At 71.9% G+C, this 24,318-nt stretch carries 24 protein-coding genes and 4 tRNA genes; 17 read left to right on the plus strand and 11 right to left on the minus strand.

Going from position 1 to position 24,318, the window contains the following annotated elements:
* Positions 1 to 68 precede the first annotated feature (68 nt).
* From QFZ50_RS07550 to QFZ50_RS07565, 4 genes are all read right to left on the minus strand, one after another.
* A complete protein-coding gene (locus tag QFZ50_RS07550) occupies positions 69 to 350 on the minus strand; it encodes a hypothetical protein (RefSeq protein WP_307083129.1) in 282 nt (93 codons plus the stop codon).
* Between the two features lie 23 nt (positions 351 to 373).
* Positions 374 to 748 carry a DUF948 domain-containing protein gene (locus QFZ50_RS07555; RefSeq protein ID WP_307083130.1) on the minus strand — a complete coding sequence of 125 codons (375 nt, stop codon included), beginning with the start codon at positions 746 to 748 and terminating at the stop codon, positions 374 to 376.
* Between the two features lie 147 nt (positions 749 to 895).
* Complete coding sequence (rpsD, locus tag QFZ50_RS07560; protein WP_307083131.1) at positions 896 to 1,522, minus strand: 30S ribosomal protein S4; 627 nt, start codon at positions 1,520 to 1,522, stop codon at positions 896 to 898.
* A gap of 345 nt (positions 1,523 to 1,867) precedes the next feature.
* Entirely contained in the window at positions 1,868 to 3,370 is a 1,503-nt protein-coding gene (locus tag QFZ50_RS07565; protein WP_307083132.1) for a replication-associated recombination protein A, read from the minus strand.
* 94 nt (positions 3,371 to 3,464) lie between these two features.
* On the opposite strand from QFZ50_RS07565, the gene QFZ50_RS07570 reads away from it, so the two are divergent.
* A complete protein-coding gene (locus QFZ50_RS07570) occupies positions 3,465 to 4,151 on the plus strand; it encodes an acVLRF1 family peptidyl-tRNA hydrolase (RefSeq protein ID WP_307083133.1) in 687 nt (228 codons plus the stop codon).
* A gap of 28 nt (positions 4,152 to 4,179) precedes the next feature.
* Here QFZ50_RS07570 and rpe read toward each other — a convergent pair whose 3' ends face one another.
* From rpe to QFZ50_RS07595, 5 genes are all read right to left on the minus strand, one after another.
* On the minus strand, positions 4,180 to 4,842 hold the full coding sequence (gene rpe, locus QFZ50_RS07575) for a ribulose-phosphate 3-epimerase (protein WP_307083134.1): 663 nt from the start codon (positions 4,840 to 4,842) through the stop codon (positions 4,180 to 4,182).
* A gap of 67 nt (positions 4,843 to 4,909) precedes the next feature.
* Positions 4,910 to 6,535: an RsmB/NOP family class I SAM-dependent RNA methyltransferase gene (locus QFZ50_RS07580; protein ID WP_307083135.1), complete on the minus strand. Its 1,626-nt coding sequence runs from the start codon at positions 6,533 to 6,535 to the stop codon at positions 4,910 to 4,912.
* The gene (locus QFZ50_RS07585) at positions 6,532 to 7,485 is read right to left on the minus strand and encodes a methionyl-tRNA formyltransferase (RefSeq protein ID WP_307083136.1); all 954 of its coding nucleotides are present in this window, start codon (positions 7,483 to 7,485) and stop codon (positions 6,532 to 6,534) included. Before QFZ50_RS07585 ends, QFZ50_RS07580 begins: the two co-directional genes overlap by 4 nt.
* Positions 7,482 to 8,075, minus strand: a complete 594-nt coding sequence (gene def / locus QFZ50_RS07590; RefSeq protein WP_307083137.1) for a peptide deformylase — start codon at positions 8,073 to 8,075, stop codon at positions 7,482 to 7,484. The genes QFZ50_RS07585 and def overlap by 4 nt, the downstream gene beginning before the upstream one ends.
* 243 nt (positions 8,076 to 8,318) lie before the next feature.
* Positions 8,319 to 9,194: a cytochrome gene (locus tag QFZ50_RS07595; RefSeq protein ID WP_307083138.1), complete on the minus strand. Its 876-nt coding sequence runs from the start codon at positions 9,192 to 9,194 to the stop codon at positions 8,319 to 8,321.
* A gap of 206 nt (positions 9,195 to 9,400) precedes the next feature.
* Between QFZ50_RS07595 and QFZ50_RS07600 the strand changes: the two genes are divergently transcribed.
* The 5 genes from QFZ50_RS07600 (at position 9,401) to QFZ50_RS07620 (ending at position 10,198) form a co-directional block, all read left to right on the plus strand.
* A tRNA-Gly gene (locus QFZ50_RS07600) sits at positions 9,401 to 9,474 on the plus strand.
* A 53-nt stretch (positions 9,475 to 9,527) separates the two neighbouring features.
* A tRNA-Cys gene (locus QFZ50_RS07605) sits at positions 9,528 to 9,598 on the plus strand.
* Positions 9,599 to 9,624: 26 nt separating this feature from the next.
* Positions 9,625 to 9,699, plus strand: a tRNA-Val gene (locus tag QFZ50_RS07610).
* Between the two features lie 26 nt (positions 9,700 to 9,725).
* Positions 9,726 to 9,799: transfer RNA gene (locus tag QFZ50_RS07615), tRNA-Gly, on the plus strand.
* Between the two features lie 147 nt (positions 9,800 to 9,946).
* Positions 9,947 to 10,198: an antitoxin gene (locus QFZ50_RS07620; protein ID WP_307083139.1), complete on the plus strand. Its 252-nt coding sequence runs from the start codon at positions 9,947 to 9,949 to the stop codon at positions 10,196 to 10,198.
* Between the two features lie 108 nt (positions 10,199 to 10,306).
* On the opposite strand, the gene zapE is transcribed toward QFZ50_RS07620, so the two are convergent.
* Positions 10,307 to 11,338 (minus strand): cell division protein ZapE, encoded by a 1,032-nt coding sequence (gene zapE, locus QFZ50_RS07625; protein WP_307083140.1) that lies wholly within the window; start codon positions 11,336 to 11,338, stop codon positions 10,307 to 10,309.
* 314 nt (positions 11,339 to 11,652) lie between these two features.
* Here zapE and QFZ50_RS07630 point away from each other — a divergent pair, with 314 nt between their 5' ends.
* Entirely contained in the window at positions 11,653 to 12,579 is a 927-nt protein-coding gene (locus QFZ50_RS07630; protein WP_307083141.1) for a sulfurtransferase, read from the plus strand.
* Positions 12,576 to 13,016 (plus strand): SufE family protein, encoded by a 441-nt coding sequence (locus tag QFZ50_RS07635; RefSeq protein WP_307083142.1) that lies wholly within the window; start codon positions 12,576 to 12,578, stop codon positions 13,014 to 13,016. The genes QFZ50_RS07630 and QFZ50_RS07635 overlap by 4 nt, the downstream gene beginning before the upstream one ends.
* Here the strand turns inward: QFZ50_RS07635 and QFZ50_RS07640 are convergent.
* Positions 13,000 to 14,277, minus strand: coding sequence for an alpha/beta hydrolase family protein (locus QFZ50_RS07640; protein WP_307083143.1), 1,278 nt, complete (start codon positions 14,275 to 14,277; stop codon positions 13,000 to 13,002). The two genes, QFZ50_RS07635 and QFZ50_RS07640, sit on opposite strands and share 17 nt — an antisense overlap.
* A gap of 107 nt (positions 14,278 to 14,384) precedes the next feature.
* On the opposite strand from QFZ50_RS07640, the gene QFZ50_RS07645 reads away from it, so the two are divergent.
* From QFZ50_RS07645 to QFZ50_RS07685, 9 genes are all read left to right on the plus strand, one after another.
* Positions 14,385 to 14,870 carry a hypothetical protein gene (locus tag QFZ50_RS07645; protein ID WP_307083144.1) on the plus strand — a complete coding sequence of 162 codons (486 nt, stop codon included), beginning with the start codon at positions 14,385 to 14,387 and terminating at the stop codon, positions 14,868 to 14,870.
* A 14-nt stretch (positions 14,871 to 14,884) separates the two neighbouring features.
* Positions 14,885 to 15,310 (plus strand): peptide-methionine (R)-S-oxide reductase MsrB, encoded by a 426-nt coding sequence (gene msrB / locus QFZ50_RS07650; RefSeq protein ID WP_307083145.1) that lies wholly within the window; start codon positions 14,885 to 14,887, stop codon positions 15,308 to 15,310.
* A 222-nt stretch (positions 15,311 to 15,532) separates the two neighbouring features.
* Positions 15,533 to 16,897 (plus strand): DUF6421 family protein, encoded by a 1,365-nt coding sequence (locus QFZ50_RS07655; protein ID WP_307083146.1) that lies wholly within the window; start codon positions 15,533 to 15,535, stop codon positions 16,895 to 16,897.
* Positions 16,894 to 17,601: an SDR family NAD(P)-dependent oxidoreductase gene (locus tag QFZ50_RS07660; RefSeq protein ID WP_307083147.1), complete on the plus strand. Its 708-nt coding sequence runs from the start codon at positions 16,894 to 16,896 to the stop codon at positions 17,599 to 17,601. Before QFZ50_RS07655 ends, QFZ50_RS07660 begins: the two co-directional genes overlap by 4 nt.
* Before the next feature lie 36 nt (positions 17,602 to 17,637).
* The gene (locus QFZ50_RS07665) at positions 17,638 to 18,714 is read left to right on the plus strand and encodes a threonine aldolase family protein (protein ID WP_307086711.1); all 1,077 of its coding nucleotides are present in this window, start codon (positions 17,638 to 17,640) and stop codon (positions 18,712 to 18,714) included.
* A 91-nt stretch (positions 18,715 to 18,805) separates the two neighbouring features.
* On the plus strand, positions 18,806 to 19,432 hold the full coding sequence (locus QFZ50_RS07670) for a DUF3000 domain-containing protein (RefSeq protein WP_307083148.1): 627 nt from the start codon (positions 18,806 to 18,808) through the stop codon (positions 19,430 to 19,432).
* A 96-nt stretch (positions 19,433 to 19,528) separates the two neighbouring features.
* Positions 19,529 to 20,839, plus strand: coding sequence for an HRDC domain-containing protein (locus QFZ50_RS07675; RefSeq protein ID WP_307083149.1), 1,311 nt, complete (start codon positions 19,529 to 19,531; stop codon positions 20,837 to 20,839).
* A gap of 87 nt (positions 20,840 to 20,926) precedes the next feature.
* Entirely contained in the window at positions 20,927 to 22,186 is a 1,260-nt protein-coding gene (locus QFZ50_RS07680) for a thiolase family protein (RefSeq protein ID WP_307083150.1), read from the plus strand.
* The gene (locus QFZ50_RS07685) at positions 22,183 to 24,306 is read left to right on the plus strand and encodes a 3-hydroxyacyl-CoA dehydrogenase NAD-binding domain-containing protein (RefSeq protein ID WP_307083151.1); all 2,124 of its coding nucleotides are present in this window, start codon (positions 22,183 to 22,185) and stop codon (positions 24,304 to 24,306) included. The genes QFZ50_RS07680 and QFZ50_RS07685 overlap by 4 nt, the downstream gene beginning before the upstream one ends.
* Positions 24,307 to 24,318: the final 12 nt, after the last annotated feature.

Genomic DNA, 24,318 nt, shown 5'->3' on the forward strand with positions numbered 1-24,318 from the left:
GTGCCTTCCGGCGCCGGAAGGGTCCGGGAGGCACCGGGAGGCACTGCGGGAGCAGGCCCGTGCCGTACCTAGCGGAGGGAGCGGCGGGACGCGGGAGCGGCGTCGCCGGGGGCGTCCGGTGTGGCGGGGGCCGCGGGGGCTTCGACGCCGAGCGCCGCGCGGAGGTCGTTCTCACGCTCGCTCATGGCGGACCGGAGGGCGTCGGCGAAATCGGCGATGCTGTCGCTGATCTGGCCGACCGCGCGGTTCAGGCCCTCGGGGCCGAGGGTGGACTTCGCCTGGGACACCTTGCGGACGGCGACGACGCCGATCGTGACGCCGGCGGCAAGCCAGAACACTCTTCTGATCATCGTTCTCTCCGGTTCGTTGGGGGCTAGCGGCTGCGGCGGCGGCGTGCGGGGGACGTACGGCCGGCGAGGGCCGTGCGAACGCCGTACGAGAACGCGGACACCTTGATGAGCGGTGCGCCGATCGTCGCGGCGACCAGCGACGACAGGGCGGAGATGTTGGCCGAGGCGTCCGACACGTTCGAGGTTATGCCGTCGACCGCCTTCAGCTGCTGGTGCGTGGTGCTCACGGTGCTCGTGACCTCCCCGATCAGCGGGGTGGTCTCGTCGGTGACGGTGCGGATGGCCTTGCGCAGCTCGTCGAACACGCGACCGAGCTTCCAGATGGGCACGGCCAGCAGCAGGACCAGGACGGCGAACACGCCAGCAGCTATCAGGCCGGCAATATCTCCACCTGACATGGGCGGTCTCCTTTACGCAGGGGCCGCCTTCGAAGGGCGGGCATCGGAATCTTGCTCCTAGTACCTTACAGAACGAAGAGCCCGTGGCGGGTGCCACGGGCTCTTCGTGCTGCTCTCCCGGCGGATCGCTCCGGACGGGCGGGGCGACTAGCGTGCGTAGTACTCGACGACGAGCTGCTCTTCGCAGGTCACGGGGACCTCGGAGCGCTTCGGGCGACGCACGAGGCGCGCCTGGAGCTTGTCGAGCTGCACGTCCAGGTAGCCGGGAACGGCGGGAAGGACGTCGCGGTGCGCACCAGCGGCAGCAACCTGCAGCGGGACCATGGTCTCGCTGCGGCTGTGGACGTGGATGAGCTGGCCTTCGGCCACGCGGAACGACGGGCGGTCCACGCGGGCGCCGTCGACCATGATGTGGCGGTGGACGACGAGCTGGCGGGCCTGGGCGATGGTGCGGGCGAAGCCTGCACGCAGCACGAGGGCGTCGAGACGCATCTCGAGCAGTTCGATCAGGTTCTCACCGGTCAGACCTGCGGTGCGGCGGGCTTCCTCGAAGACACGGGTCATCTGTGCTTCGCGGATACCGTACTGGGCGCGCAGACGCTGCTTCTCGCGCAGACGTACGGCGTAGTCGCTGTCCTGCTTGCGACGCGCGCGGCCGTGCTGGCCCGGCGCGTACGGCCGACGCTCGAGGTACTTCTCGGCCTTCGGGGTGAGGGCGATGCCGAGGGCACGCGAGATGCGGACCTTCCGGCGGGCACGTGTGTTGTTAGCCACGTCTACCTTTCGATGTTTTTGCGGCGAAGGAACGGACCTGCGCCACGGGGGCGTCCGCACTTCTGGTGTCGCTGGCCTCCTCTTGCGGAGAGCCGGGATTGGCCGCTTCCCGGTACTACAGTCCGCCGCGACCCTGGCCGTCAGCCCGAGCGGCGCAGCAGGAGACCTGCTGCAGGACACGGGAGGATGGCTGGTACACGGCGACTTGCCAGTCAGCGACCAATATTAGCAGTGCACGGGCCGGCCGGCCGAATCGGCACCCCTCGTCGCCCCGCGCCGGAGCGGGAGGCCGGGCGGATGCCGCCGGGACGCGGCGTCCTGCACGGCCGGGCGCGTGGGGCCCGGCTACTTCCCGCGGATGATGCGGCGCAGCCGGGACAGGCGCGCGGAGATGTCCCGTTCCGTGCCCCGGTCCGACGGCACGTAGTAGTCCCGCCCCACGAGGTCGTCGGGTGCATACTGCTGCAGGGCGATGCCGTGGGGCTCGTCGTGCGAGTACACGTAGCCCTTCCCGTGTCCGAGCTGCGATGCGCCGGGGTAGTGGGCGTCCCGCAGGTGGGCGGGGATGCCCTGGCCGCGCCCTGCCCGCACGTCCGCGATGGCCGCGTTGATGCCGTTGTACGCGGCATTGGACTTCGGCGCGGTGGCGATGTGCACCACGGCCTCGGCGAGGATGATGCGCGCCTCGGGCATGCCCACGAGCTGGACCGCCTGGGCGGCGGCGACGGCGGTCTGCAGGGCCGTCGGGTCGGCCATGCCGACGTCCTCCGAGGCGGAGATCATGAGCCGCCGCGCGATGAACCGCGGGTCCTCACCGGCCTCGAGCATCCGGGCGACGTAGTGCAGGGCCGCGTCGACGTCCGACCCGCGGAGCGACTTGATGAACGCGCTCGCGACGTCGTAGTGCTGGTCCCCGGCGCGGTCGTAGCGCAGCGCCGCGACGTCCACGGCCTTCTCCGCGTGGGCGAGGGTGACCAGCACCGGCAGCGCCTGCCGGCTGCCCTCGTCCTCGTCGTCGTCCTCGCCGTCATCCTCGCCGTCGGTACCGGCGCTGCCTGCGCCCGGACCCGTCCCGTACGCGTCCTGCGCGTCGTGCGTGTCCTGCTCGGACCGTGCGACGCCGGCGGCGGCCTCCAGCGCGGTCAGGCCGCGCCGGGCATCCCCTGCGGCGAGCCGCACGAGATGCTCGAGCGCGTCCGGGGACAGCTGGACGGTGCCGGCGAGGCCCCGCTCGTCGCCGACGGCCCGCTCGAGGAGGCCCCGGATATCCGCTTCGTCGAGCGGCCTGAGGGTCTGCAGCAGCGAGCGCGACAGCAGCGGCGAGACCACGGAGAACGACGGGTTCTCCGTGGTGGCGGCGATCAGCACGACCCATCCGTTCTCCACGCCGGGCAGCAGGGCGTCCTGCTGGGCCTTGTTGAAGCGGTGGATCTCGTCCAGGAACAGCACCGTGGTCTGCCGGTACAGGTCGCGCGAGGTCAGGGCTTCGTCCATGACGCGCCGCACGTCCTTGACGCCCGCGGTGATGGCGGACAGTTCGACGAACTTCCGCCCCTGGCCGCGCGCGATCACGTGGGCGAGGGTCGTCTTGCCGGTGCCCGGCGGGCCCCAGAGGATCACGGATGACGGCGCGGCGTGCGCTCCGGGGTCGTGCTCGCCGGCGAGGGTCCGCAGGGGCGACCCCCGGCCCAGCAGGTGCTGCTGGCCGACCACCTCGTCCAGGGAGCGCGGCCGCATGCGCACGGCCAGGGGGCTGCGCGGCCTGCCGATGCCCGCTGCGCGGCTGCCGGCAGCGGGCGCGTCGTCCTGCTCGTCGTCGTCGGCCGCCGCGCTGAATAGATCATTCACGGTGTCAACGTTACTGTGGGCCACTGACGCAGCAGGCGCCGGCGGCCCGTCGCCGCACCCACCGCCGCAGCACCCGCACCCCTGAAGGAGCACCGTGTCGCCGACCAGGTCCGTGCTCGTCGAGGCCCGGCGCCTCGACGGCTGGCTCACCCGGTTCGGGCAGCGCAACGGCACCTTTACCGTGCAGCCCGCCGAGCGGCCGGACGGGTCCCTGGAGGTCACCGCCGCGAACGGCTGCCGCGCCGTCCTGACCCCACCACTCCCCCCGGCCCTCCCTCCGGCCGGCCCGGCCGGGCCGGCGTCCGGACCGGCGGAGCGCGGCGACCACGTCGCCGCCCTCCTGTCGGGGATCGACGCCACCGCCACGGTGGGGCTGCTGCTCCTGCGGCGGGGCGGGTACTCGGTGGGCGCTGCCCGTGAGGGGGTCGTCCTGTCCTCCAAGACGGGCACCCGGTATGTGCAGGGCCGCACCGCGGCCGGCGGCTGGTCGCAGCAACGCTTCGCCCGGCGACGCGCCAACCAGGCCGACGCGCTGGTGGAGGAGACCGCGGCGCGGGCCGCGGCGATCTTCGCCGAGCACCCGCCGTCCTGCCTGCAGCTCGGCGGTGACAGGACCCTCGCGGCCGCAGCGCTCGGCGAACCGGTCCTCGCGGCCGTGGCGGGGCTGCCGCAGGTCCCCTTCCTCACGGTGCCGGATCCGCGGTTCGCCGTCCTCAAGGAGGCCGCCGCATCGGCGCTGTCCGTCCGGATCGCCGTGACCGACCCGCCCGCCGTTCCCTAGCGCGGCCGGCCGCCCGGTCGGGGCGTGCTCAGTGCTTCCGGGACGCTGCCGTGCGCAGGGCGGAGATGGCGGCGGCGGCGTCGTCCGCCCCGTAGACGGAGGAACCGGCCACGAAGACCGTCGCGCCCGCCTCGGCGGCACGGAGGATGGTGTCCTCCGTGATCCCGCCGTCGACCTGGATGACCAGCGGCAGGTCCGCGCCGCGGATGGCCTTCGCCGCCCGGCGGATCTTCGGCAGGGTGAGGTCCAGGAACGACTGCCCGCCGAAGCCCGGTTCCACGGTCATCACGAGCAGCATGTCCAGCTCGCCGAGGAGATCGAGGTAGGGCTCCACCGGCGTGGCCGGGCGGAGTGCCATGCCGGCTTTCGCTCCCGCGTCCCGCAGTTCCCGGGCCAGCTTCACCGGGGCGGTGGCCGCTTCCGCGTGGAAGGTGACGGACGCCGCCCCCGCCTCGGCGTACTGCGGCGCCCAGCGGTCCGCGTCCTCGATCATGAGGTGCACGTCGAGCGGCAGCGGGCTGACCTCCCGGATGCGCCGGACCACGGGGAGGCCGAGCGTCAGGTTCGGCACGAAGTGGTTGTCCATCACGTCCACGTGCACCGCGTCGGCGGACCCGATGCGCTGCAGCTCCGCCTCGAGGTTGACGAAGTCCGCGGAGAGGATGCTCGGGTTGATGCGGAGGTGGGTCACGGCTGTTCCTTTCGTTGCGGATCCAGGGGTGTGCGGGTCCACACCGGGCGCACGCACGCGCGCGCCGTCATCCTTCCGGGGTCCTGCGGATGAGGGCGAGGTACATCGCGTCCGTGCCGTGCACGTGCGGCCAGAGCTGCGCGCCGGCCCCGTGCCCGGCGTCCAGGGCTCCCCCGATGCTCACGGCGTCGAGCGCCGCGCCGGCGTCGAGCCGCTCGAAGCCGGTGCGCTTGCGCAGGCAGTCGTCGACGACGGCGTCGGTCTCGGCGTGGTGCGGCGAACAGGTGACGTACGCGACGACCCCGCCCGGGGCGACGGCGTCGAGGGCCGAGGCCAGGAGTTCCCGCTGGAGGGGGGCGAGGGAGACGAGGTCGGCCGGCTTGCGGCGCCACCGGGACTCGGGCCGGCGCCGCAGCGCACCGAGCCCCGTGCACGGCGCGTCGACGAGCACGCGGTCGTAGTGCCCGGGCTGCTCCCGCCCGAGGTCGCGACCGTCCCCGACCCGCACCGTCCAGGACTCCTCCGGCAGGGGCCGCAGCGCCTGCCGGACCAGCTGGGCACGGTGCGGTACCGGCTCGTTGGCGGTCAGGTGCACGCCGGTGTCCTGGCCGAGCGCCGCGAGCAGCGCCGTCTTGCCGCCCGGGCCGGCGCACAGGTCGAGCCACTGTTCGGCGCCACCCGCCCGGCGGTCGTCGAGCGGGACGGCGGCGAGCGCCCGGGCCACGAGCTGGGATCCCGAGTCCTGCACGCGGATGGTGCCGGTCGAGACGCCGGGCAGGCGGCTGACGTCGCCGCCGGAGTAGTAGGCGGAGTCGGGCGCGAGGAGGCCCGGCTCGGCCCCTTCCGCGAGGGCGTCGTCGAGGGAGGCGAGCCCGGGCAGGGCCACGAGGTGCACCACGGGCGCGGCGTTGTCCGCGGCGAGCAGTGCGTCGATCTCGGCGGCGTCGCGGCCGTGGGCGACGAGCGCCTGGCGCATGGCACGCACGATCCACTCGGGGTGGCTGTGGGTCAGGGCCGCGATGGCGGTCGCGTCCGTCAGCCCGGCCACCAGTTCCGCGATCCAGCCGTCGAGGTCGTGGGCCGTGACCTTGCGGAGCACGGCGTTCACGAGCGACGACGGGCCCGCGCCGATCACGGCGCGCACGAGCCCGACGGTCTGGTCGAGCGCCGCGTGGGCGGGCACGCGCATCGCGAGGAGCTGGTGGACCCCGAGGCGGAGGGCATCAAGCACCGCGGGATCCAGCTGGTCGAGGGGCCGGTCCACGCAGCGGGCGAGGACGGCGTCGTAGGTCCCCTGACCGCGCAGGGCCCCGTAGGTCAGCTCGGTGGCGAAGCCCGCGTCGCGCCGGTCCAGCCGGTGCTTGCGGATGGAGGCCGGGAGGACCAGGTTGGCGTAGGCGTCCTCGGCGGCAACGGCGCGCAGGACCTCGAAGGCCACGAGGCGGGCCGGGTCCGCGCGGCGCGTCCGCTGGGACGGCGCGGCCTGGGAGTACTGGCGCTCACCGCCGCGGTTGCGCTCGCGCCCCTGCTCGTTGCGCCGGCGGTCGCCGCCCTGTCCGCGTCCGCTGCTCCTGCCGGACCCGCGCGGCGAGCCCTGTCCCCCGCTGCCGCCGGATCCCCTGCCCGATCCACTGCCCGATCCACTGCCGGATCCCCTGTTCGCTCCGCTGTTCGATCCGCGGTCCGTACTCACTCGAACACCAGCTCCCCGCGCGCCGCCGCGCCTCGTGCCCAGTCCAGGGCGTTCATCATCTTCTTACCGGCGGGCTGTAGCTCGCCGAGGGCCACGGCATCCGTGCCCGTGCCGACGAGCACCTGCCGCCCGGCCACCTGCAGTGCGCCGGGCGCGAGCCGCGCCCGCGCCGGTCCTCCGTCGGCCCCGTCGCCGGCCGCCTCAGGGACGGGGGTGACCGGTCCGAGCTTCACGCGGTGTCCGTCGAGGGTGGTCCACGCCCCGGGTTCCGGGGTGACGGCGTTGACGCGACGGCGGACGGCGACGGCGGGCCGGGACCAGTCGACCCGCGCGTCGTCGATGGTGAGCTTGGGGGCGAAGCTCGGTTCCCCGGCCTGCGGTGCCGCCGTGAGGCGGCCGGCCTGGATGCCGGAGAGGGTCTGCACGAGGAGGACGGCACCGCTGTGCGCGAGGCGCCCGAGGACCTCCCCGCTCGTTGCAGCGGGCTCGAGGGTCTCGGTCATGACCCCGAAGACGGGGCCGGTGTCGAGGCCCTCCTCGAGCAGGAACGTCGTCGCGCCGGTCACGTCGTCCCCGGCGAGCACGGCGTGCTGCACGGGGGCTGCGCCCCGCCAGGCCGGCAGCACGGAGAAGTGCAGGTTGATCCAGCCGTGCGCGGGGACGGACAGCCCGGCCGGCGGGACGATGCCGCCGTAGGCCACGATGGCCGCCGCTTCCAGCCCGAGCGTGCCGAGGTGGCCGATCAGCTCCGGCGTGAAGCGGTTGGCCTTGAGGACCGGCAGCCCCAGCTCGTCGGCGGCGGCAGCGACCGGGCTCGGCGTCAGCACCTTCCGGCGTCCCACCGGCGCGTCGACGCGGGTGAGGACGGAGGCGACGTCGAAGCCGGCCTCCACGAGCGCCCGGAGCGACGGGACGGCGACCTCGGGCGTCCCCGCGAACAGGATCCTCATCGGGTGGCCCGGCCGAACGTCCCGGTGCCGCCGGCTCCCGGGGTGAAGCTCGATCCGAGGGTGCGGGACCGCTCGGCCGCGGTCCGGGAGGTGACGCGGTTGTAGTCCGCGCTCCGGATGGCGCGGAGGGCGCTCCTGCGGTCCTCGCCCTGGAGCCGGTCGATGTACAGGGTGCCGCGCAGGTGGTCGGTCTCGTGCTGCAGGGCGCGGGCGAGCATGCCCGTCCCCTCGACCACGACGTCCTGCCCGGAGATGTCCTTGCCGGTGACGCGCGCCCACTCGGTCCGGTCGACATAGCTGCCGAGCCCGGGCACGGACAGGCACCCCTCGACGTCGGACTCGCCCTGCGACGCGCCGTCGGTCTCGAGCACCGGGTTCACCACGTGGCCCTGCACCCCGTCCACGCGATAGGTGAAGACCTGCAGCCCGATCCCCACCTGGGGTGCGGCGAGCCCCGCGCCCTGCACGTCGATCATGGTCTCGGTCATGTCCTCGACCAGCCGGGCGAGCTCCGGTCCGAAGTCGGTCACCTCGGCGGCCGGTGTACGGAGGATCGGATCGCCGATCATGCGGATACTCAGGACGGCCATCGGTGCTCGGTTCCTCGCTTCGGTTCCGGTCTGCGCGGGAGCGCGCAGGACGGGAGGGTGGGCTGCCCGCGGCCAGGGTGTGTCCGCGAGGTTCCCGTCAATCCTAGTGCCGCGGCGTGGAACAGGGCACCGCGGAAGGCCCGGGGTGTGGTGCCGGGGATGCTCCCCGGCCGTCGCCGGGTGGCGGGTACCGCGTGCCGGGGTTCCGCGCGCCAGGATTCCGGCTAGCCGGGATTCCGCGGGTCAGGCCGGGAGGGCGGACCCGGCCGGCACGGCCGCGGTGGGCGGCGGACCGATGGGCAGCAGCGCCCGGCCGGCCTCCTCGGCGTGCAGCCCCGCCTCCCAGGCGCGCCGCAGGGCGCAGAAGCGGAGCCAGTGCGTCCTCAGCACCTCCGGGTTGGCCCGCATGGCGCGCACCTCGGTCTGCCCGACGGCGACGCCGAGCAGCAGCGGCTGGTCGCCGTGGGGCCAGGCACGCCATTCGCCCTTCTCGGGGTCCACGAGGCATTCCTCCGCCTTCATGCCCGCGACGAGCTGCATGACCACCTTGTCGTCGAGGGCCTTCACGAAACCGTCGCGGTCGGTGTTCTTGGTCTTGTAGTCGATGAGGCAGGTGCGCCCGCCGATCGTGGCGACGAGGTCGAGGGTCCCTGCGTAGCCGAGCTCGGTGTTCCAGACGGTCAGCTCGGGCTCCACCGGACGTACGTCGTAGAGGCTCCACCACTCGTCGAACCGCTGGGCGAAGCCGGCCTCGCCGTTCTCCTCGAGGGCGAGGCGGGCGGCATCGAGCTCCTCGGGGCGCCCGAGTGCGCGCAGCGCGACCTGTTCGCAGTAGTGGTGCACGCGCGTGCCGCGGAGGGCTGCGTCGTCCCGGTAGCGTTCGGCCGCGGAGGCCGCCTCGCGGACCGCGGACCGCAGCTCCGACGGGTTGCCGAGCGCTCCGGGCAGCCGCGGGTCCCGCGAGAGCGCGCTGGCCGCCATGTGGCCGAACCAGCCGCCGAGCGAGGTGGGCAGCTGCGAGATCACGGTGGTGATCGACGGGACGGACGGCTGCTCGGAGGTGGAGCGGGCGTACATCCTGCCGTGGGGTGTCGCGTGGGCGAGGAGCGGGGCGGTCATGGCTCCAGTCTCTCAGGTGCCTCTGACAGCCCGATGCCTGCGAACCGGCGATCCACGGGCGGCTCCGGCACGCACCCCGGCCGACGTCGCGACCCGCCGATTGGACGAACCTTCAAACGTCCTATAGAGTTTTTTCTCGTTGGAAAACGAAGAAACACCGCGAAATGCTCGTCATGGAGCGGGGTTCTCGGCTCTGTTCTCCTTCTGCGGACGTAGCTCAGCTGGCTAGAGCACCACCTTGCCAAGGTGGATGTCGCGGGTTCGAATCCCGTCGTCCGCTCGCAAGTCACTGTATGGCCGGATCAGTCCGGTGACCGGAGCTCCTCCGGTCACGGTGGGGTGGCCGAGAGGCGAGGCAGCGGCCTGCAAAGCCGTATACGCGGGTTCGAATCCCGTCCCCACCTCGTTACGGTACGAGCACCATGAAAATGGGCGATTGGCGCAGCGGTAGCGCGCTTCCCTGACACGGAAGAGGTCACTGGTTCGATCCCAGTATCGCCCACCAGGGCGCCCCCTCGGGGGCGCTTTTTTGCGGACGTAGCTCAGCTGGCTAGAGCACCACCTTGCCAAGGTGGATGTCGCGGGTTCGAATCCCGTCGTCCGCTCGCAGACCGACCCCGGTGTGGGTCGGTCTTTTTGTGTGCCCGGGCGGCGGACGGTGGCCGAGGCCTCCCAGGACATGCCCATGATCCTCGCCTATGATGGTCGGAGCGGAAACGGTCCTGCGTTTCCACGACCGAAAGGAGGTGTCCGTGGGTTTATTGGACGGGCTCAAGGGCAAGGCCGGCACCCTCGCGGGTAAGGCGACCGAACTCATTGGCGATAATTCCGACAAGGTGAAGAACGGCATCGGGAAGGCCGGCGATTTCGTCGACGGCAAGACCCATGGCAAGTACTCGCACCACATCGACGGAGTGCAGACGAAGGCTTCCGAGATGGTCGATCAGATCGACAAGAAGGACGGCAAGGGCGACGTCGGCCCTACCCCTCCGCCGGCCGTGTGATCCCAGCCTGGCAATAAGGAGCGCCGGTCCCGCCGAGAGGCGGCACCGGCGCTTCCTGCTTTTCCGGCCGACCCCCCACCCGGCCGCGATCCGCTCCGAGCGGCGGGGCTAGCTCGCGACGTCGCTCCCCTGCCGCGCGAGCGCCGTCAGGCGGGACACCGCCCGGTAGTACTTCTTCATGTACCCGCCGCCCATCATCTCCTCCGTGAAGAGCTTGTCGAAGGTGGTGCCGCTCGCCATGATCGGCACGTCCCTGTCGTAGAGGCGGTCGGCCAGGACCACGAACCGCAGTGCCACGGCCTGCTCCGTGATGGTCTGCACGTTGTGCCAGGCCACTGCGTCGACGCCGTCGAGCAGCTGCCGGTAGCGGCTCGGGTGCACGTCGGCCAGGTGCCGGATGAGCTCGGGGAAGTCGTCCTCCGCCAGGACTCCCGCCGAGTAGGCGGCGATCCGGTCCCGCAGGGCGGCGTCGTCGATCGCCTCCGGTGCGTGCGGCAGGCCGCGGTGGCGGTAGTCCTCGCCGTCGATCCGCGCGACCTCGAACTGGTCCGCGAGGACCTGGATCTCCCGCTGGAAGTCCTCCGCCGCGAACCGCCCGTCCCCGAGGGAGCCCGGGAGCGTGTTGGACGTGGCCGCGAGCTTCACGCCCGCGTCGGCGAGTTCCCGCATGAGGCGGGACATCAGGACGGTGTCGCCCGGGTCGTCGAGCTCGAACTCGTCGATGCAGACGAGGCTGTAGCCGCTGAGGGCATCGACGGTCTTGCGGAAGCTCAGGGCGCCGACGAGGTTCGTGTACTCGACGAACGTGCCGAACGCCTTCCGGCCCGAGGACGCATGCCACAGGGAGGCGAGGAGGTGGGTCTTGCCGACGCCGAACCCGCCGTCGAGGTAGATGCCGGCCCGCGTGGCCGGCTTCTTCCCGCCGAACAGCCTACGCAGGCCCGACGGCTCGGGCTCGTTGACCGCTCCGGCGAAGTCGCGGAGCTTGGTGACGGCCGCCGCCTGGGAGGGCTGCTGCGGATCGGGGCGGTAGGTGTCGAAGGATACCTCGCCGAAGCGGGGCGACGGGTAGAAGCCGTCCAGCAACTCATCGACGGAGACCTTCGGGGAACGCTCTGTCAGGTGTTCGATGGCTGGCACGGATCTGGACCGCTTTCTCTTGTCCGGCGAGGTCGTCGGGAACGGCTCTGCACGCGGCCGTTCCGCTACGCAAGACTACGGCAACGGCCCCTGCGCGCCCGCGCGCCCGTCCGGGGCGGTGGGGGTCTTGACCCGGGCTGCGGCCCGGGGTCCCGCCCGGCCCGCAGCTGCACCGGCGAGCGCCGCGGGGCACTCCGGTGTGCGCCGGAGCACCCCGGAGCACCGGAAGCAATCGGCGTGCCGCGTGGTTAGGCTAGGTGGAAAGACACCGGACCGCACGCCGCGCGTGCCCCCAAGCCATGCGAGAGGCCCCCATGACCCTGACTGCAGATCCACAGGACAAGTTCGCCGAGTACGCCCACCCCGAACGGCTCGTCTCCACCGGCTGGCTGGCCGAGAACCTCGGATCCGCGGGCCTCGTGGTCGTCGAGTCCGACGAGGACGTCCTGCTGTACGAGACCGGCCACGTGCCCGGCGCCGTGAAGATCGACTGGCACACGGAGCTGAACGACGAGGTGACCCGCGACTACATCGACGGCGAGGGCTTCGCCCGCCTCATGGCCGCCAAGGGCATCGCCCGCGACTCGACAGTCGTGATCTACGGCGACAAGAGCAACTGGTGGGCCGCCTACGCGCTCTGGGTCTTCACCCTGTTCGGACACGAGGACGTCCGCCTGCTCGACGGCGGACGCGACAAGTGGGTCGCGGAGGGCCGGGACATGACCACGGACCGGCCCGGGATCGTGGCCTCGGAGTACCCCGTCGTCGAGCGCGACGACGCCCCCGTCCGGGCCTACCTCGCCGACGTCCTGGCGCACCTGGGCAACCCGCTGATCGACGTCCGGTCCGGCGACGAGTACACGGGTGCCCGCACCACCATGCCCGCCTACCCGGAGGAGGGGGCCCTCCGCGGCGGGCACATCCCCACGGCCCGCTCGGTCCCCTGGGCGCGCGCCGCGGCCGAGGACGGGACGTTCCGCACGCGCGCCGAGCTCGACGCCATCTACCGGGACGAAGCGGGCCTGCAGGACGGCGACGACGTCGTCGCCTACTGCCGGATCGGTGAGCGGTCCAGCCACACCTGGTTCGTCCTCACCCACCTGCTCGGCTTCGAGAAGGTACGGAACTACGACGGCTCGTGGACGGAATGGGGCAACGCGGTGCGTGTCCCGATCGTCCGCGGCAGCGAGCCCGGCGAAGCACCCGCGCAGGCAGTGTCGGCAGCGCAGGCCGGACGATGACCACCGAGGCCATCCCCGCGAAGCTCGCGGAGATCATCGACGACTTCCAGGACCTCACCGAGCCGGACCGGCTGCAGCTCCTCCTCGACTTCTCCCGCGAGCTGCCGGCCCTTCCCGAGCGCTACGGGCAGCACCCCGAGCTGCTCGAGCAGGTCGTCGAGTGCCAGAGCCCGCTGTTCCTGACGATGGAGATCGGCGCGGAGCCCGAACGGCCGGTGCACCTCTTCTTCTCGGCGCCGCCCGAGGCGCCGACGACCCGCGGGTTCGCGGGCGTGCTGCTGGAGGGCCTCGACGGGCTCCCTGCCGCGGAGGTCCTCGCGGTGCCGGACGACGTGCCGGACCGTCTGGGCCTCACCCGCGCCATCACCCCCCTGCGCATGCGCGGCATGGCGGCCATGCTGGGACGGATCAAGCGGAAGATCAGGGAAGCGCAGTAGCGTCGGGCCTCCCGGCGTCGGGCGCCTTCCCGCCCGGGAGCGTACGCCCGAACAGGAGGCCGTCGAGCCAGCGCTCGACGACGGACTCCCACCGCTGCGGGTCGACGTTCCACTCCTTCGTGTGGCGGGCGTGGTGGAACCGCTCCAGCGTCACGAAGGCCGGGTTCCTGGCGGCCAGCTCGGCCGAGGGGCCGATGGGCACGAACTCGTCGTCCTCGCTGTGCAGCACGAGCGTCGGCAGGGTCAGCTGCTCGGCGCGGGCGATCCAGTCCATGCTCTTGAGGTCGAGCGGCGCGGCGAGTCCGGTGATCCGCCGGGCACGCTGGCTCGCGAGGAGGTACTGGCCCAGGAGGCCCACGCGGGCCGGGATGCGGTTCAGCTCGGCATGGTGCGCGAGCACCTCGATCCAGTTGATGACGGGGCCGTCGAGCACGAGCGCGGTGATGCGGCTCCGATGCCGCGAGAGGTCCGCCGTCCGCAGGGCGATGGCCCCGCCCATGGACCACCCGAACAGGACGACGTCGCGGGCGCCGTGCGCCACCGCGTAGTCGATCGCCGCATCGACGTCGTGCCACTCGGTCATCCCGAGGCCGTACCGGCCGTCCGGCGCCGAGGGGGCCTCGCCGTCGTTCCGGTAGGACAGCACCAGGCTCGTCATGCCGAGCCGGCGTGCCGGCGGGAGGGCGCGCATCGCCTCGTTGCGGGACGCACCGCGGCCGTGCACCATGATGGCCCACGTCCGGGCCGGCGCCTCCGCCCGGACCAGCCAGGCCGGAGCGGAACCGCCCTCGACCGGGATGAGGACCTCCTCGTCGGCGAAGCCCAGGCCCGACGGCGACGGGTAGGTGGCACCGCCCCACCAGCCGCGGGTCGCGGACCCGAGGTCGCCCGTGTAGACCTTCTCGACGTCCCGCTCGACCGTGCCCTCGCGGGGCACGTAGGAGCGGATGGCGCCGATGCGGGCGTGCCCCTCGCCGCGGTCGAAGTGGAGGCTGTAGGTGCCCTCGACGGTCGTGTCCTCGTTCGCCGGGAGGATCACGGTCTGGTTCCCGGGGGGTCCCACGACGGCGAGGATGTCCAGGTTCTCCTCGCGCCCGCGCGGCGGCGTCACGATCTGCCGCGCGAAGTACACCGCGAGTCCGGAGACCACTCCGGCCGCCGAGGAGGCCAGGGCCGCTCCCGCCCCCACGCCGAGCGCCGTCCACTTGAGCCAGGGCGCAGGGACCCGCTGCACCGCGGGCGTCGACCTTCCAGTTGCCATGCCTCCATTTCTACCCTGCTTGCACCCCGCCCCGCCAAGCATCGCCGATTCGCCACACCCTCCCGCGGCCGGGATCCGCTGCCGAGGTCCCGCAGTACAGTGGCGCCATGACCGAAACGATCCTCGTGCTGACCGAGGAAGCCCTGACCCAGCCCGATCTCGCCAATCTCCGGTCCCTGCAGGGAGAGGAGCCGGCGGACGTGGTCGTCCTGATCCCCGAGGACCGCGACGAGTCCGTGCTCGGCGAGTTCTTCCGGCACCTGAGCCTGTTCGAGGTGGGTGAGGCCTTCCGGTCCTTCTCCTCGGACGACCGGCACCACGACGAGGCTGCGGCGCGCACCGCCCTCGAGGTATCGCTGCGGCTCCTCATGGACGAGGGGTACGCCGCGCGCGGCCGGACCACGACGGGGAACCCGGTGGACGCGCTCGTGCAGGAGGCCGCGGACACCGGGGCCGCGCAGGCCGTGGTCATCACGCGCCCCCATGCCGTGGCGGACACCCTGCACCGGGACTGGGCCAATCGGGCGCAGGACAAGCTCGGGATCGCCGTGCTGCACCTGTACTCGGGCTCGGGATTTATTGGTGACTCCTAGGCGTTGCACGCACTATGACTACCGAACATGATGCGTACCGGCCCGCTATCCAGAAGTCCGACGACGAGTGGCGGCAGGAACTGACCCCGCAGGAGTTCCAGGTGCTGCGCAAGGCCGGCACGGAGCGCCCCTACACCGGGGAGTACTACGACGCGAAGACCGCGGGCACGTACGCGTGCCGTGCGTGCGGGGCGGAGCTCTTCACGAGCAACGAGAAGTTCGACTCCCACTGCGGGTGGCCCTCCTTCTGGGCGCCGCTGGCCGAGGACAAGGTCCGCTACCTGCACGATCGCTCGCTCGGCATGGAACGCATCGAGGTGCGCTGTGCACGCTGCGACTCGCACCTCGGCCACCTCTTCAAGGGCGAGGGCTTCGACACGCCCACCGACCAGCGCTTCTGCATCAACTCCATCTCCATGACGCTGGTGCCCGCCGAGTAACGGGACGGGTGCCGACGCGCACCGCGCTCCCGGAAGGCCGGTCTTCGGGCCGGCCTTTCGCGTGCCCCTGCTGTGAAGCCGCGCTGATCCTCCGGCGTCGGGTCCTCCCGGCGAGCATAAGTTCTGCTTTTGTAAGTCTTCCAAAAGTGTAAGTATCCCTGTTCATGTTGCTACTCTCACGGCAACGACCAGCGATGCATCCCACCGACGAAAGCAGGAGCCATGACCGTCACTCCGCTCGCCCCCGTAGACAACAGGCCGCAGGAACACCCCGCGTGGCACGCCCTCAAGGACGCGGCGCACCGGTTGCGCCTCCTGCAGGTCAAGGACGGCTCCGTCCCCGACCCGGAGCACCACGCCGAGGCGGCGGCCTGCACGGACGCCATCACGTCCGCCGTCCGGGAGCTCGCTCCCCTGTTCCCGCACGACGCCGACTACCTGAGCCGCACCGTCACGGCCTTCGAGGCCTGGCGCTCCGCAGGGTTCGCCGTGCCCGACTTCCTCGAGCCGCTGCTCGCACTGCAGCCCCAGCTGGACCGGGTCGACGGCCTCCAGCACCTCGTGGTCTTCCCGATGTACACGCAGAACGGCAGCACCAGCCGCCTCGTGGAGGCCGTGCTCATCGAGGTCCTCTGGCCGGAGTTCATCGGCGAGCTCGAGGCCGGCGAGTACTCCAATGCGCTCTTCGTGCCCATCCGCTTCCTCGACTTCACGGACGGGTACAACACCAACTCCGCCGTGCTGTTCCCCGAGACGGTCGCCGTCAGTTCCACCCCGACCTTCACCTGGGGCGCCATCTTCGCGGACCGCGAGGCCGCCCGCTTCCGCCGGGTGGTCCGCGCCGCAGCGGAAATCACGCGTCTCGACCTGCCCGAGGACGCCCTGGAGCTCCTCGACGACCAGCAGCTCACCGAGGAGACGTTCGTGATGTGGGACCTCATCCACGACCGCACCCACATGCGCGGCGACCTGCCCTTCGACCCGTTCATGATCAAGCAGCGCATGCCGTTCTTCCTGTACTCGCTCGAGGAGCTGCGCTGCGACCTGACGGCCTTCCGCGAGTCCGTGCGGATCGCACAGGACGACGACGCGTCCCCCGAGGCACGCCGGCACGCGCGGCTCGTGCAGTACGCCGTCATCTTCGACCGCATCTTCCGCTTCAGCATCACGGGCAGCCGCGTGCGCAACTACGACGGCCTGGGCGGCCAGCTGCTCTTCGCGTGGATGCACCAGCACCGGGTGCTGCACTGGACCGACACCAAGCTGACGATCGACTGGGACGAGGTCGCCGACGTCGTCGTCGCCCTCGGCGAGCAGATCGAGCAGCTGTACTGGCGGTCGATCGACCGGCCGAAGATCGCGCACTGGCTCGCGGCCTACGAGCTCGTCTCCGCCACCGTCACCCCGCACCCGGCCTCCGTGTGGGCCAAGGGCCCCGACGCCCTCGAGCTCATGGGCCCGCCGCGCGCCCTCACGGACGCCGTGCTCGACGACGAGTTCCCCCTCTCGATGTTCTTCGAGGCGCTGGAGCGCAAGATGAAGCCCGTCATCGAGTCGACCGCGGGCATCACCGCGCACACGGCGTGAGCGGTGCCTCCGGCGGCCGGACGGCCGTCGTGGCGGGCGCCACGAGCGCGTCCGGTCTCGCCCTCACCCGGCGCCTGCTGGCGGACGGCCTGACGGTCGTGGCCGTGGGGTCCGACGCGACGCGCCTCGAGGCGGCGTTCGCCGGACTCGACGGCGTCGACCGGCAGGCGTGCGACCTCACGGACGGGGCCGCGGTGGGCCTCCTCGCCGAGCGTGTCCGCACCGACCACGGGGGCGCCGACGCCCTGTTCCACCTCGTGGGTGGCTGGCGGGGTGGCCGGGGTATCACGACGCAGTCCACGGCGGACTACGAGTTCCTCCACCGGTCCGTCTTCGTCACCCTGTTCAACACCAGCCGGGCGTTCTACGAGCAGCTGGCCGGAGGTGCGGGCCGCCTGGCCGCCGTGACCGCGACGGCGGTCGCCGCGCCCACGGCGGCGAACGCCTCCTACGCCGCGGTGAAGGCGTCCGTCGACGCCTGGCTCCAGGCCGTGGCGCAGGGCTTCGCGAAGGACGGCACCGGAGCGGCCGCGACCGCCGTCGTCGTCAAGGCGCTGGTGGACGACTCGATGCTGCAGCAGCACCCGGAACGCACGTTCCCGGGCTTCACCCACGTCGACGACCTCGCCCGGATCCTCGCGTCGCTGCCCGGCGCACCGGCCGGCGAGGTCAACGGCGCCCGCATCGACGCGGTGCGGCGCTAGCCGCGGCTCGGGGATAATAGGACCGTGACCGACACCATGACTCCAGCCATCGCTCCCGCAGCGCCTGCGCCCCTGCACGACCGGACCTCGCGCAGCTTCGCGTCCGACAACTACTCGGGGGTGCACCCCGAGGTCCTCGCGGCCCTGGCGGCCGCCAACGAGGGGCACCAGGTGGCCTACGGCGAGGACCGGTACACCGCCAGGCTGCAGGAGGTCATGGAGCACCACTTCGGCGAGGGCATCTCCATCTACCCTGTGTTCAACGGCACGGGAGCCAACGTGCTCTCGCTGCAGTCCATCCTGCCGCGCTGGGGTGCCGTGATCTGCCCGCAGACCGCGCACATCAACGTGGACGAGAACGCGGCCCCCGAGCGCGTGGGCGGCATCAAGCTGCTCTCCGTCCCCACCCCGGACGGCAAGCTGACCCCCGAGCTCATCGACCGGGAGGCCTGGGGCTGGGGCGACCAGCACCGCGCGCAGCCCCTCGCGGTCTCGATCACCCAGACCACGGAGCTCGGCACGCTCTACTCCGTGGCCGAGATCAAGGCGATCGCCGACCACTGCCACGCACGGGGTATGCGGGTCCACATGGACGGCGCGCGCCTCGCGAACGCCGCCGCCGCACTGGGCCAGCCACTGCGCGCCTTCACGCGCGACGCCGGGGTGGACATCCTCTCCTTCGGCGGCACCAAGAACGGCCTCATGTTCGGCGAGTGCGTCGTCGTGCTGAACCAGGAGGCGTCCACGGGGCTGGACTACCTGCGGAAGCTCAACATGCAGCTCGCGTCGAAGATGCGCTTCGTCTCCGCACAGCTCGTCGCCCTGCTCGAGGGTGACCTCTGGCTGCACTCGGCGTCGCACGCCAACGCCATGGCCGCCCGCCTCACCGAGGGTGTCCGCGGCATCCCGGGCGTGACGCTCACGCAGGAGACCACCGCCAACGCCGTCTTCGCCATCCTCCCCCCGGGAGCCGCGGACCGCGTCCGCGAGAGCTTCCGCTTCTACGACTGGGACCAGGCCACCGGGGAGGTCCGGTGGATGTGCTCGTTCGACACCACGGAGGAGGACGTCGACGCGTTCATCGAGGCGATCCGCCGGGAGGCGTCCGCCTGAGGACCCGAACGGATCCGTTCCCCGGCGCGCCGTCGTCCGCCGACCGGCGCGCCGCCGCAGAACCCACCCCCGCAGGGCATAATCTGCGGGGGTGAGTGCTACCGGTGGCGTATCGCAGCTTCCTGCCGAATTCCTCGATGCCCTGGCCGGGCTCCGGAAGGCGGCCCGTCGCAGCGAGATCCGGCTGGAGGAGATCCCGGCGCCCTCGCGGCTCGCCCCCTTCGCCGTGGCGCTCGGCGCGGAGGTCTTCGAGGCGTCGCCGCTGCCGCTCCACGGACCCGCACGCGGCCTCCTCGCACCGTCCGACCCCGAGGAACTCGCCACGGGCCGCTTCATCCTCCTCTACGATCCCGAGGGCTCCGAGGTCTGGAACGGCCGCTTCCGCATCGTCACCTACATCCGCGCGCAGCTCGAAGCCGACATGGGCAACGACGCGCTCCTCGGGTCGGTCGCCTGGACCTGGCTCGTGGAAGCCCTCGAGACGCGCGGCGCGCGGCATCACAGCACCGGTGGCACCGCCACCCGGATCCTCTCCGAGAGCTACGGGACCCTCGAGGACCGCCCCGACACCATCGACATCGAACTCCGGGCGTCCTGGACGCCCGAGACGCAGGACGTGCGCCGGCACCTCGAGGCCTGGTCCGACATGGTGTGCACCTTCGCCGGCCTGCCGCCCCTGCCCGCGGGCGTCGCCCACCTGCCCCACCGCAGATCCTGACCACCCGGCGTCCCGCAGGCGGACACCTGCCCGCCGCAGCCCGGGGCGCCCTCCGCTTCCGGCCGCGGACGTCCGCGGGGATAGACTGAAATCACCATGACTTCCCATACGTCCGAACAGACGGACAGCACCGATGCGCCCCCTCCCGCCGTCGAATCCGGGCCCCAGGACCTCCCCCTCCTGACCGAACCCCGCGACGGCGTGCCCCTCGTCATCGACACCCAGGCCGGCCTCGAGCGCGCCGCGGCCGCCCTCGCCGCCGGGACCGGTCCGGCGGCCGTCGACGCCGAGCGGGCCTCCGGGTTCCGGTACGGCCAGCGCGCCTTCCTCGTGCAGATCCGGCGTGAGGGCGCCGGCACGTGGCTGATCGACCCCGAGCCCTTCGACGACCTCCGGATCATCGACGACGCCCTCGACGGCGTCGAGTGGATCCTGCACGCCGCGAGCCAGGACCTGCCCTGCCTCTCCGACCTCGGCATGTGGCCCGACAGGCTCTTCGACACGGAGCTCGCCGCGCGCCTCGCCGGCCTCCCCCGCGTGGGCCTCGCCGCCGTCATCGAGTCGCAGCTCGGGTTCAGCCTCGCGAAGGAGCACTCCGCCGCGGACTGGTCGAAGCGGCCGCTGCCCGAGCCCTGGCTCCGCTACGCGGCACTCGACGTCGAGGTCCTGCCGGAGCTCCGGGACAAGCTGGCCAATCTGCTGCAGCAGGACGGGAAGCTGGCGATCGCCGAGGAGGAGTTCGAGCACATCCGCAACACACCGCCCGCGGAGCCGCGCGTCGATCCGTGGCGCCGCACGTCCGGGCTGCACCAGCTGCGGGACCGGCGGCAGCTCGCCGCCGTCCGCCAGATGTGGCTCGAACGCGAGGACCTCGCGCAGCGCCGCGACGTGGCGCCCGGGCGGCTCATCCCGGATTCGGCGATCGTGGCCGCGGCGAAGGCGATGCCCGCCACCGTCCCGCAGCTGCTGGCCACGAAGGGCTTCCACGGCCGGGCGGCCCAGAAGGAGGCACCGCGCTGGCTGAAGTGCATCAGCGACGCCCGGAAGCTGACGGACCTCCCGCCCCTGCACATCTCCACGAACGCCCCGCCGCCCCCGCGGGTCTGGGCCGAGAAGGATCCCGAGGCGGCGGCCCGCCTGCAGACCGCGCGACCGCGCGTCGCGGCCCACGCCGAGAAGCTCGGCATGCCCGTCGAGAACCTGCTCACGCCGGACTACCTGCGGCGCATCGCGTGGCGGCCCCCGGCCGAGATCTCCCTCGAATCGGTCGCGGCGGCCCTCGCCGAGCTGGGCGCACGCCGCTGGCAGATCGAGCAGGTGGCAGCGATCATCACCGTGGCGTTCCTCGACCCGGACCCGCTGCCCGCCAAGGGTCATCGGCCCGGCCCGGAGCCCTCCGACGCCTGACGCCCCACGCGCCCGGCGAGCCGCTTGCACGCTATGTTACTGGCCAGTAACATAGTCGCGGATCAACATCTCGAAGAGGAGCAACAGGTGAGCCTAGAAACCGGGACCACGTCCGCAGCCAGGACAGCGCGGGCATCGCGTGCCGTCCGCGACGTCGTTTTCGTCGATGGAGTACGGACCCCCTTCGGCAGGGCCGGTGACAAGGGCATCTACGCGGGCATGCGCGCCGACGACCTCGTGGTGAAGTGCATCCGCGACCTCCTGCGCCGGAACCCGTCGCTGCCGCCCGAGCGGGTGGACGACGTCGCGATCGCCGCCACGACCCAGACCGGCGACCAGGGCCTGACCATCGGCCGCACCGCCGCCCTCCTCGCAGGACTCCCCCGCACCGTCCCCGGCTTCGCGATCGACCGCATGTGCGCCGGCGCGATGACCGCCGTGACCACCACGGCGTCGGGCATCGCCTTCGGGGCCTACGACGTCGTCATCGCCGGCGGCGTGGAGCACATGGGCAACCACCCCATGGGCGCCGACGCCGATCCCAATCCGCGCTTCCAGTCCGAGCGGATCGTGGACCCCGCCGCCCTGAACATGGGCAACACCGCCGAGAACCTGCACGACCGCTTCCCGGACATCACGAAGGACCGCACGGACGCGTACGCGGTCCGCAGCCAGCAGAAGCTCGCGGCCGCCTACGAGACGGGCCGGATCCAGCCCGATCTCGTGCCGGTCGCGGGCCGGAAGGCCGGTTCCGGCTGGACGCTCAACACCGTGGACGAGCCGCCGCGCCCGGGCACCACCGTCGAGGACCTCGCGACGCTGCGCACGCCCTTCCGCGCCCACGGGCGCGTCACCGCCGGTAACGCCGCGGGGCTGAATGACGGCGCGACGGCCGCCCTGCTCGCGTCCGCCGACGCCGCCGCCGAACTGGGCCTCCCCGTCCGCATGCGCCTCGTCGCCTACGCCTTCGCCGGCGTGGAACCCGAGGTCATGGGCATCGGCCCGGTCCCCGCCACCGAGAAGGCCCTCCGCCAGGCCGGCCTGGACATCGGCGACATCGGGCTCTTCGAGATCAACGAGGCCTTCGCCGTCCAGGTGCTGAGCTTCCTGGACCACTTCGGCATCGACGACGACGACCCGCGGGTCAACCGCTACGGCGGAGCCATCGCCGTCGGGCACCCCCTGGCCTCCTCGGGCGTGCGCCTCATGAACCAGCTGGCCCGCCAGTTCGAGGAGGACCCGGCCGTGCGCTACGGCATGACCACCATGTGCATCGGCCTCGGCATGGGCGCCACCGTCATCTGGGAGAACCCCCACCACGAGCACTACGGACAGGATGCAGCATGAGCTTCGACCGCTACGACGAACTGGCCGCACTGGTTCCCACCGAGATCGTCACCCATTCCTACGTCCAGGACATCACGCTCCCCGGGGGCGCGGGCGTCCTCGCGCTCATCACGCTCGACAACGACCTCGACCACGCGAAGCCGACCACGCTCGGGCCCAACACGCTCATCGAGTTCGGCCGCACCCTCGAGGGGCTCAAGGAGCGTGCCGCGCGCGGCGAGATCTCCGCCGTCGCCGTGACCGGCAAGCCCTACTTCCTCGTGGCGGGCGCTGACCTCAGCACCGTCAAGAGCGTGCGGTCCGAGCACCTCGGCCGCCTCATGGCGGAGCTCGGCCACGAGGCGTACGACCTCCTCGCCGATCTCGGGGTGCCGAGCTTCGCCTTCATCAACGGTGTCGCTCTCGGCGGCGGCCTTGAGATCGCCCTCGCAGCGAACTACCGCACGGTGTCCTCGGGTGCCAACGGGATCGGCCTGCCCGAGGCCTTCATCGGCCTCGTCCCGGGCTGGGGCGGCGTGTACCGCCTGCCGCGTCTGATCGGCCCCGCGAACGCCGTCAAGGTGATGATCGAGAACCCCCTCAGCAACAATCGGAGCCTGGACGGCAGGGCCGCCCACGGCCTCGGCATCGCCGACGCCCTCTTCGAGCCGGCGGACTTCATCGAGCAGTCCCTCCTCTGGGCCGCCCGCGTCCTCACCGGTGGCGAGGCGGACGCCGTCGCGCAGCGTCGGGCCGAACTCGCACGCTACGACGACGACGCCTGGATCGGCGCGGTCGCCGCCGGCCGGGCGTTCGTCGAGGCGAAGACCAGCAATGCGGCGCCGGCGCCCATGCGGGTCCTCGCCCTGCTCGACGCCGGCCGGACCTCCTCGCAGAAGGAATCGGCGGCTGCCGAGTGCACGGCCCTCGCCGAACTCATGCAGACATCCGAGTTCCACGCCACGGTCTACGCCTTCCTCGATCTCGTGCAGAAGCGCGGCAAACGCCCTGCGGGAGCACCCGACCGGAAGCTGGCCCGCCCGGTCTCCAAGGTCGGCGTCGTCGGCGCAGGTCTCATGGCGAGCCAGCTCGCCCTCCTGTTCGCCCGGCAGCTCAAGGTACCCGTGGTCATGACGGACATCGACCAGGCCCGTGTGGACAAGGGCGTCGCCTACGTCCATGCCGAGATCGACAAGATGCTCGGCAGGAAGCGCCTGTCGCAGGACGCGGCGAACCGGACCAGGGCCCTCGTCACCGGCTCGGTCTCGAAGGACGTGTTCGCCGACGCGGACTTCGTGATCGAGGCCGTGTTCGAGGAACTGTCGGTCAAGAAGCAGGTGTTCGCCGAGGTGGAGGCCGTGGTCTCGCCCGAGTGCATCCTCGCGACCAACACGTCGTCACTGTCCGTGGCAGAGATGGCCGCGGACCTGGTGCACCCCGAACGCGTGGTCGGCTTCCACTTCTTCAACCCCGTGGCCGCCATGCCCCTGCTCGAGGTGGTGCGCGCCCCCAAGACGGACGACACCGTGCTCGCCACGGCCTTCGTCCTCGCGAAGGGCCTGAAGAAGAACGCCGTCCTCGTCCAGGACGCCCCCGCCTTCGTGGTGAACCGCATCCTCGGCCGCATGTTCGGCGAGATCACGGCCGTGTTCGACGAGGGCACCGACGCCGCGACCGCCGACAATGCGCTGCGGCCCATGGGCCTGCCCATGACGCCGTTCAGGCTGCTCGCCCTGGTGGGCCTGCCCGTCGGCCAGCACGTGCAGGAGTCGTTGCACGCCGCGTTCGGCGACCGGTTCCACGTCTCCGCGAACCAGCAGAAGCTGATCGACGCCGGCGTGAAGGGTCTCTGGGAGAAGCAGGAGGACGGCACCGAGACCGTCCCTCCCACGACGCTGGACCTCATGGAGCGCGGGAGCGCACCGTCGACCGCCGGGGAGGTCCTGCGCCGGACCCAGGACGCGCTGGCGGACGAGATCGGGCGCATGCTCGACGAGGGCGTCGTCGCCGCACCCGAGGACATCGACCTGTGCATGATCATGGGCGCGGGCTGGCCGATGCACCTCGGCGGCATCACCCCGTACCTCGACCGCGTGGGGTCGTCCGAGCGCGTCCTCGGGAAGACCTTCCACCAGGCCTGAGCCTGCAGCCGT

This window comes from Arthrobacter agilis, assembly GCF_030816075.1.
Taxonomy (GTDB): Bacteria; Actinomycetota; Actinomycetes; order Actinomycetales; family Micrococcaceae; genus Arthrobacter_D; species Arthrobacter_D agilis_E.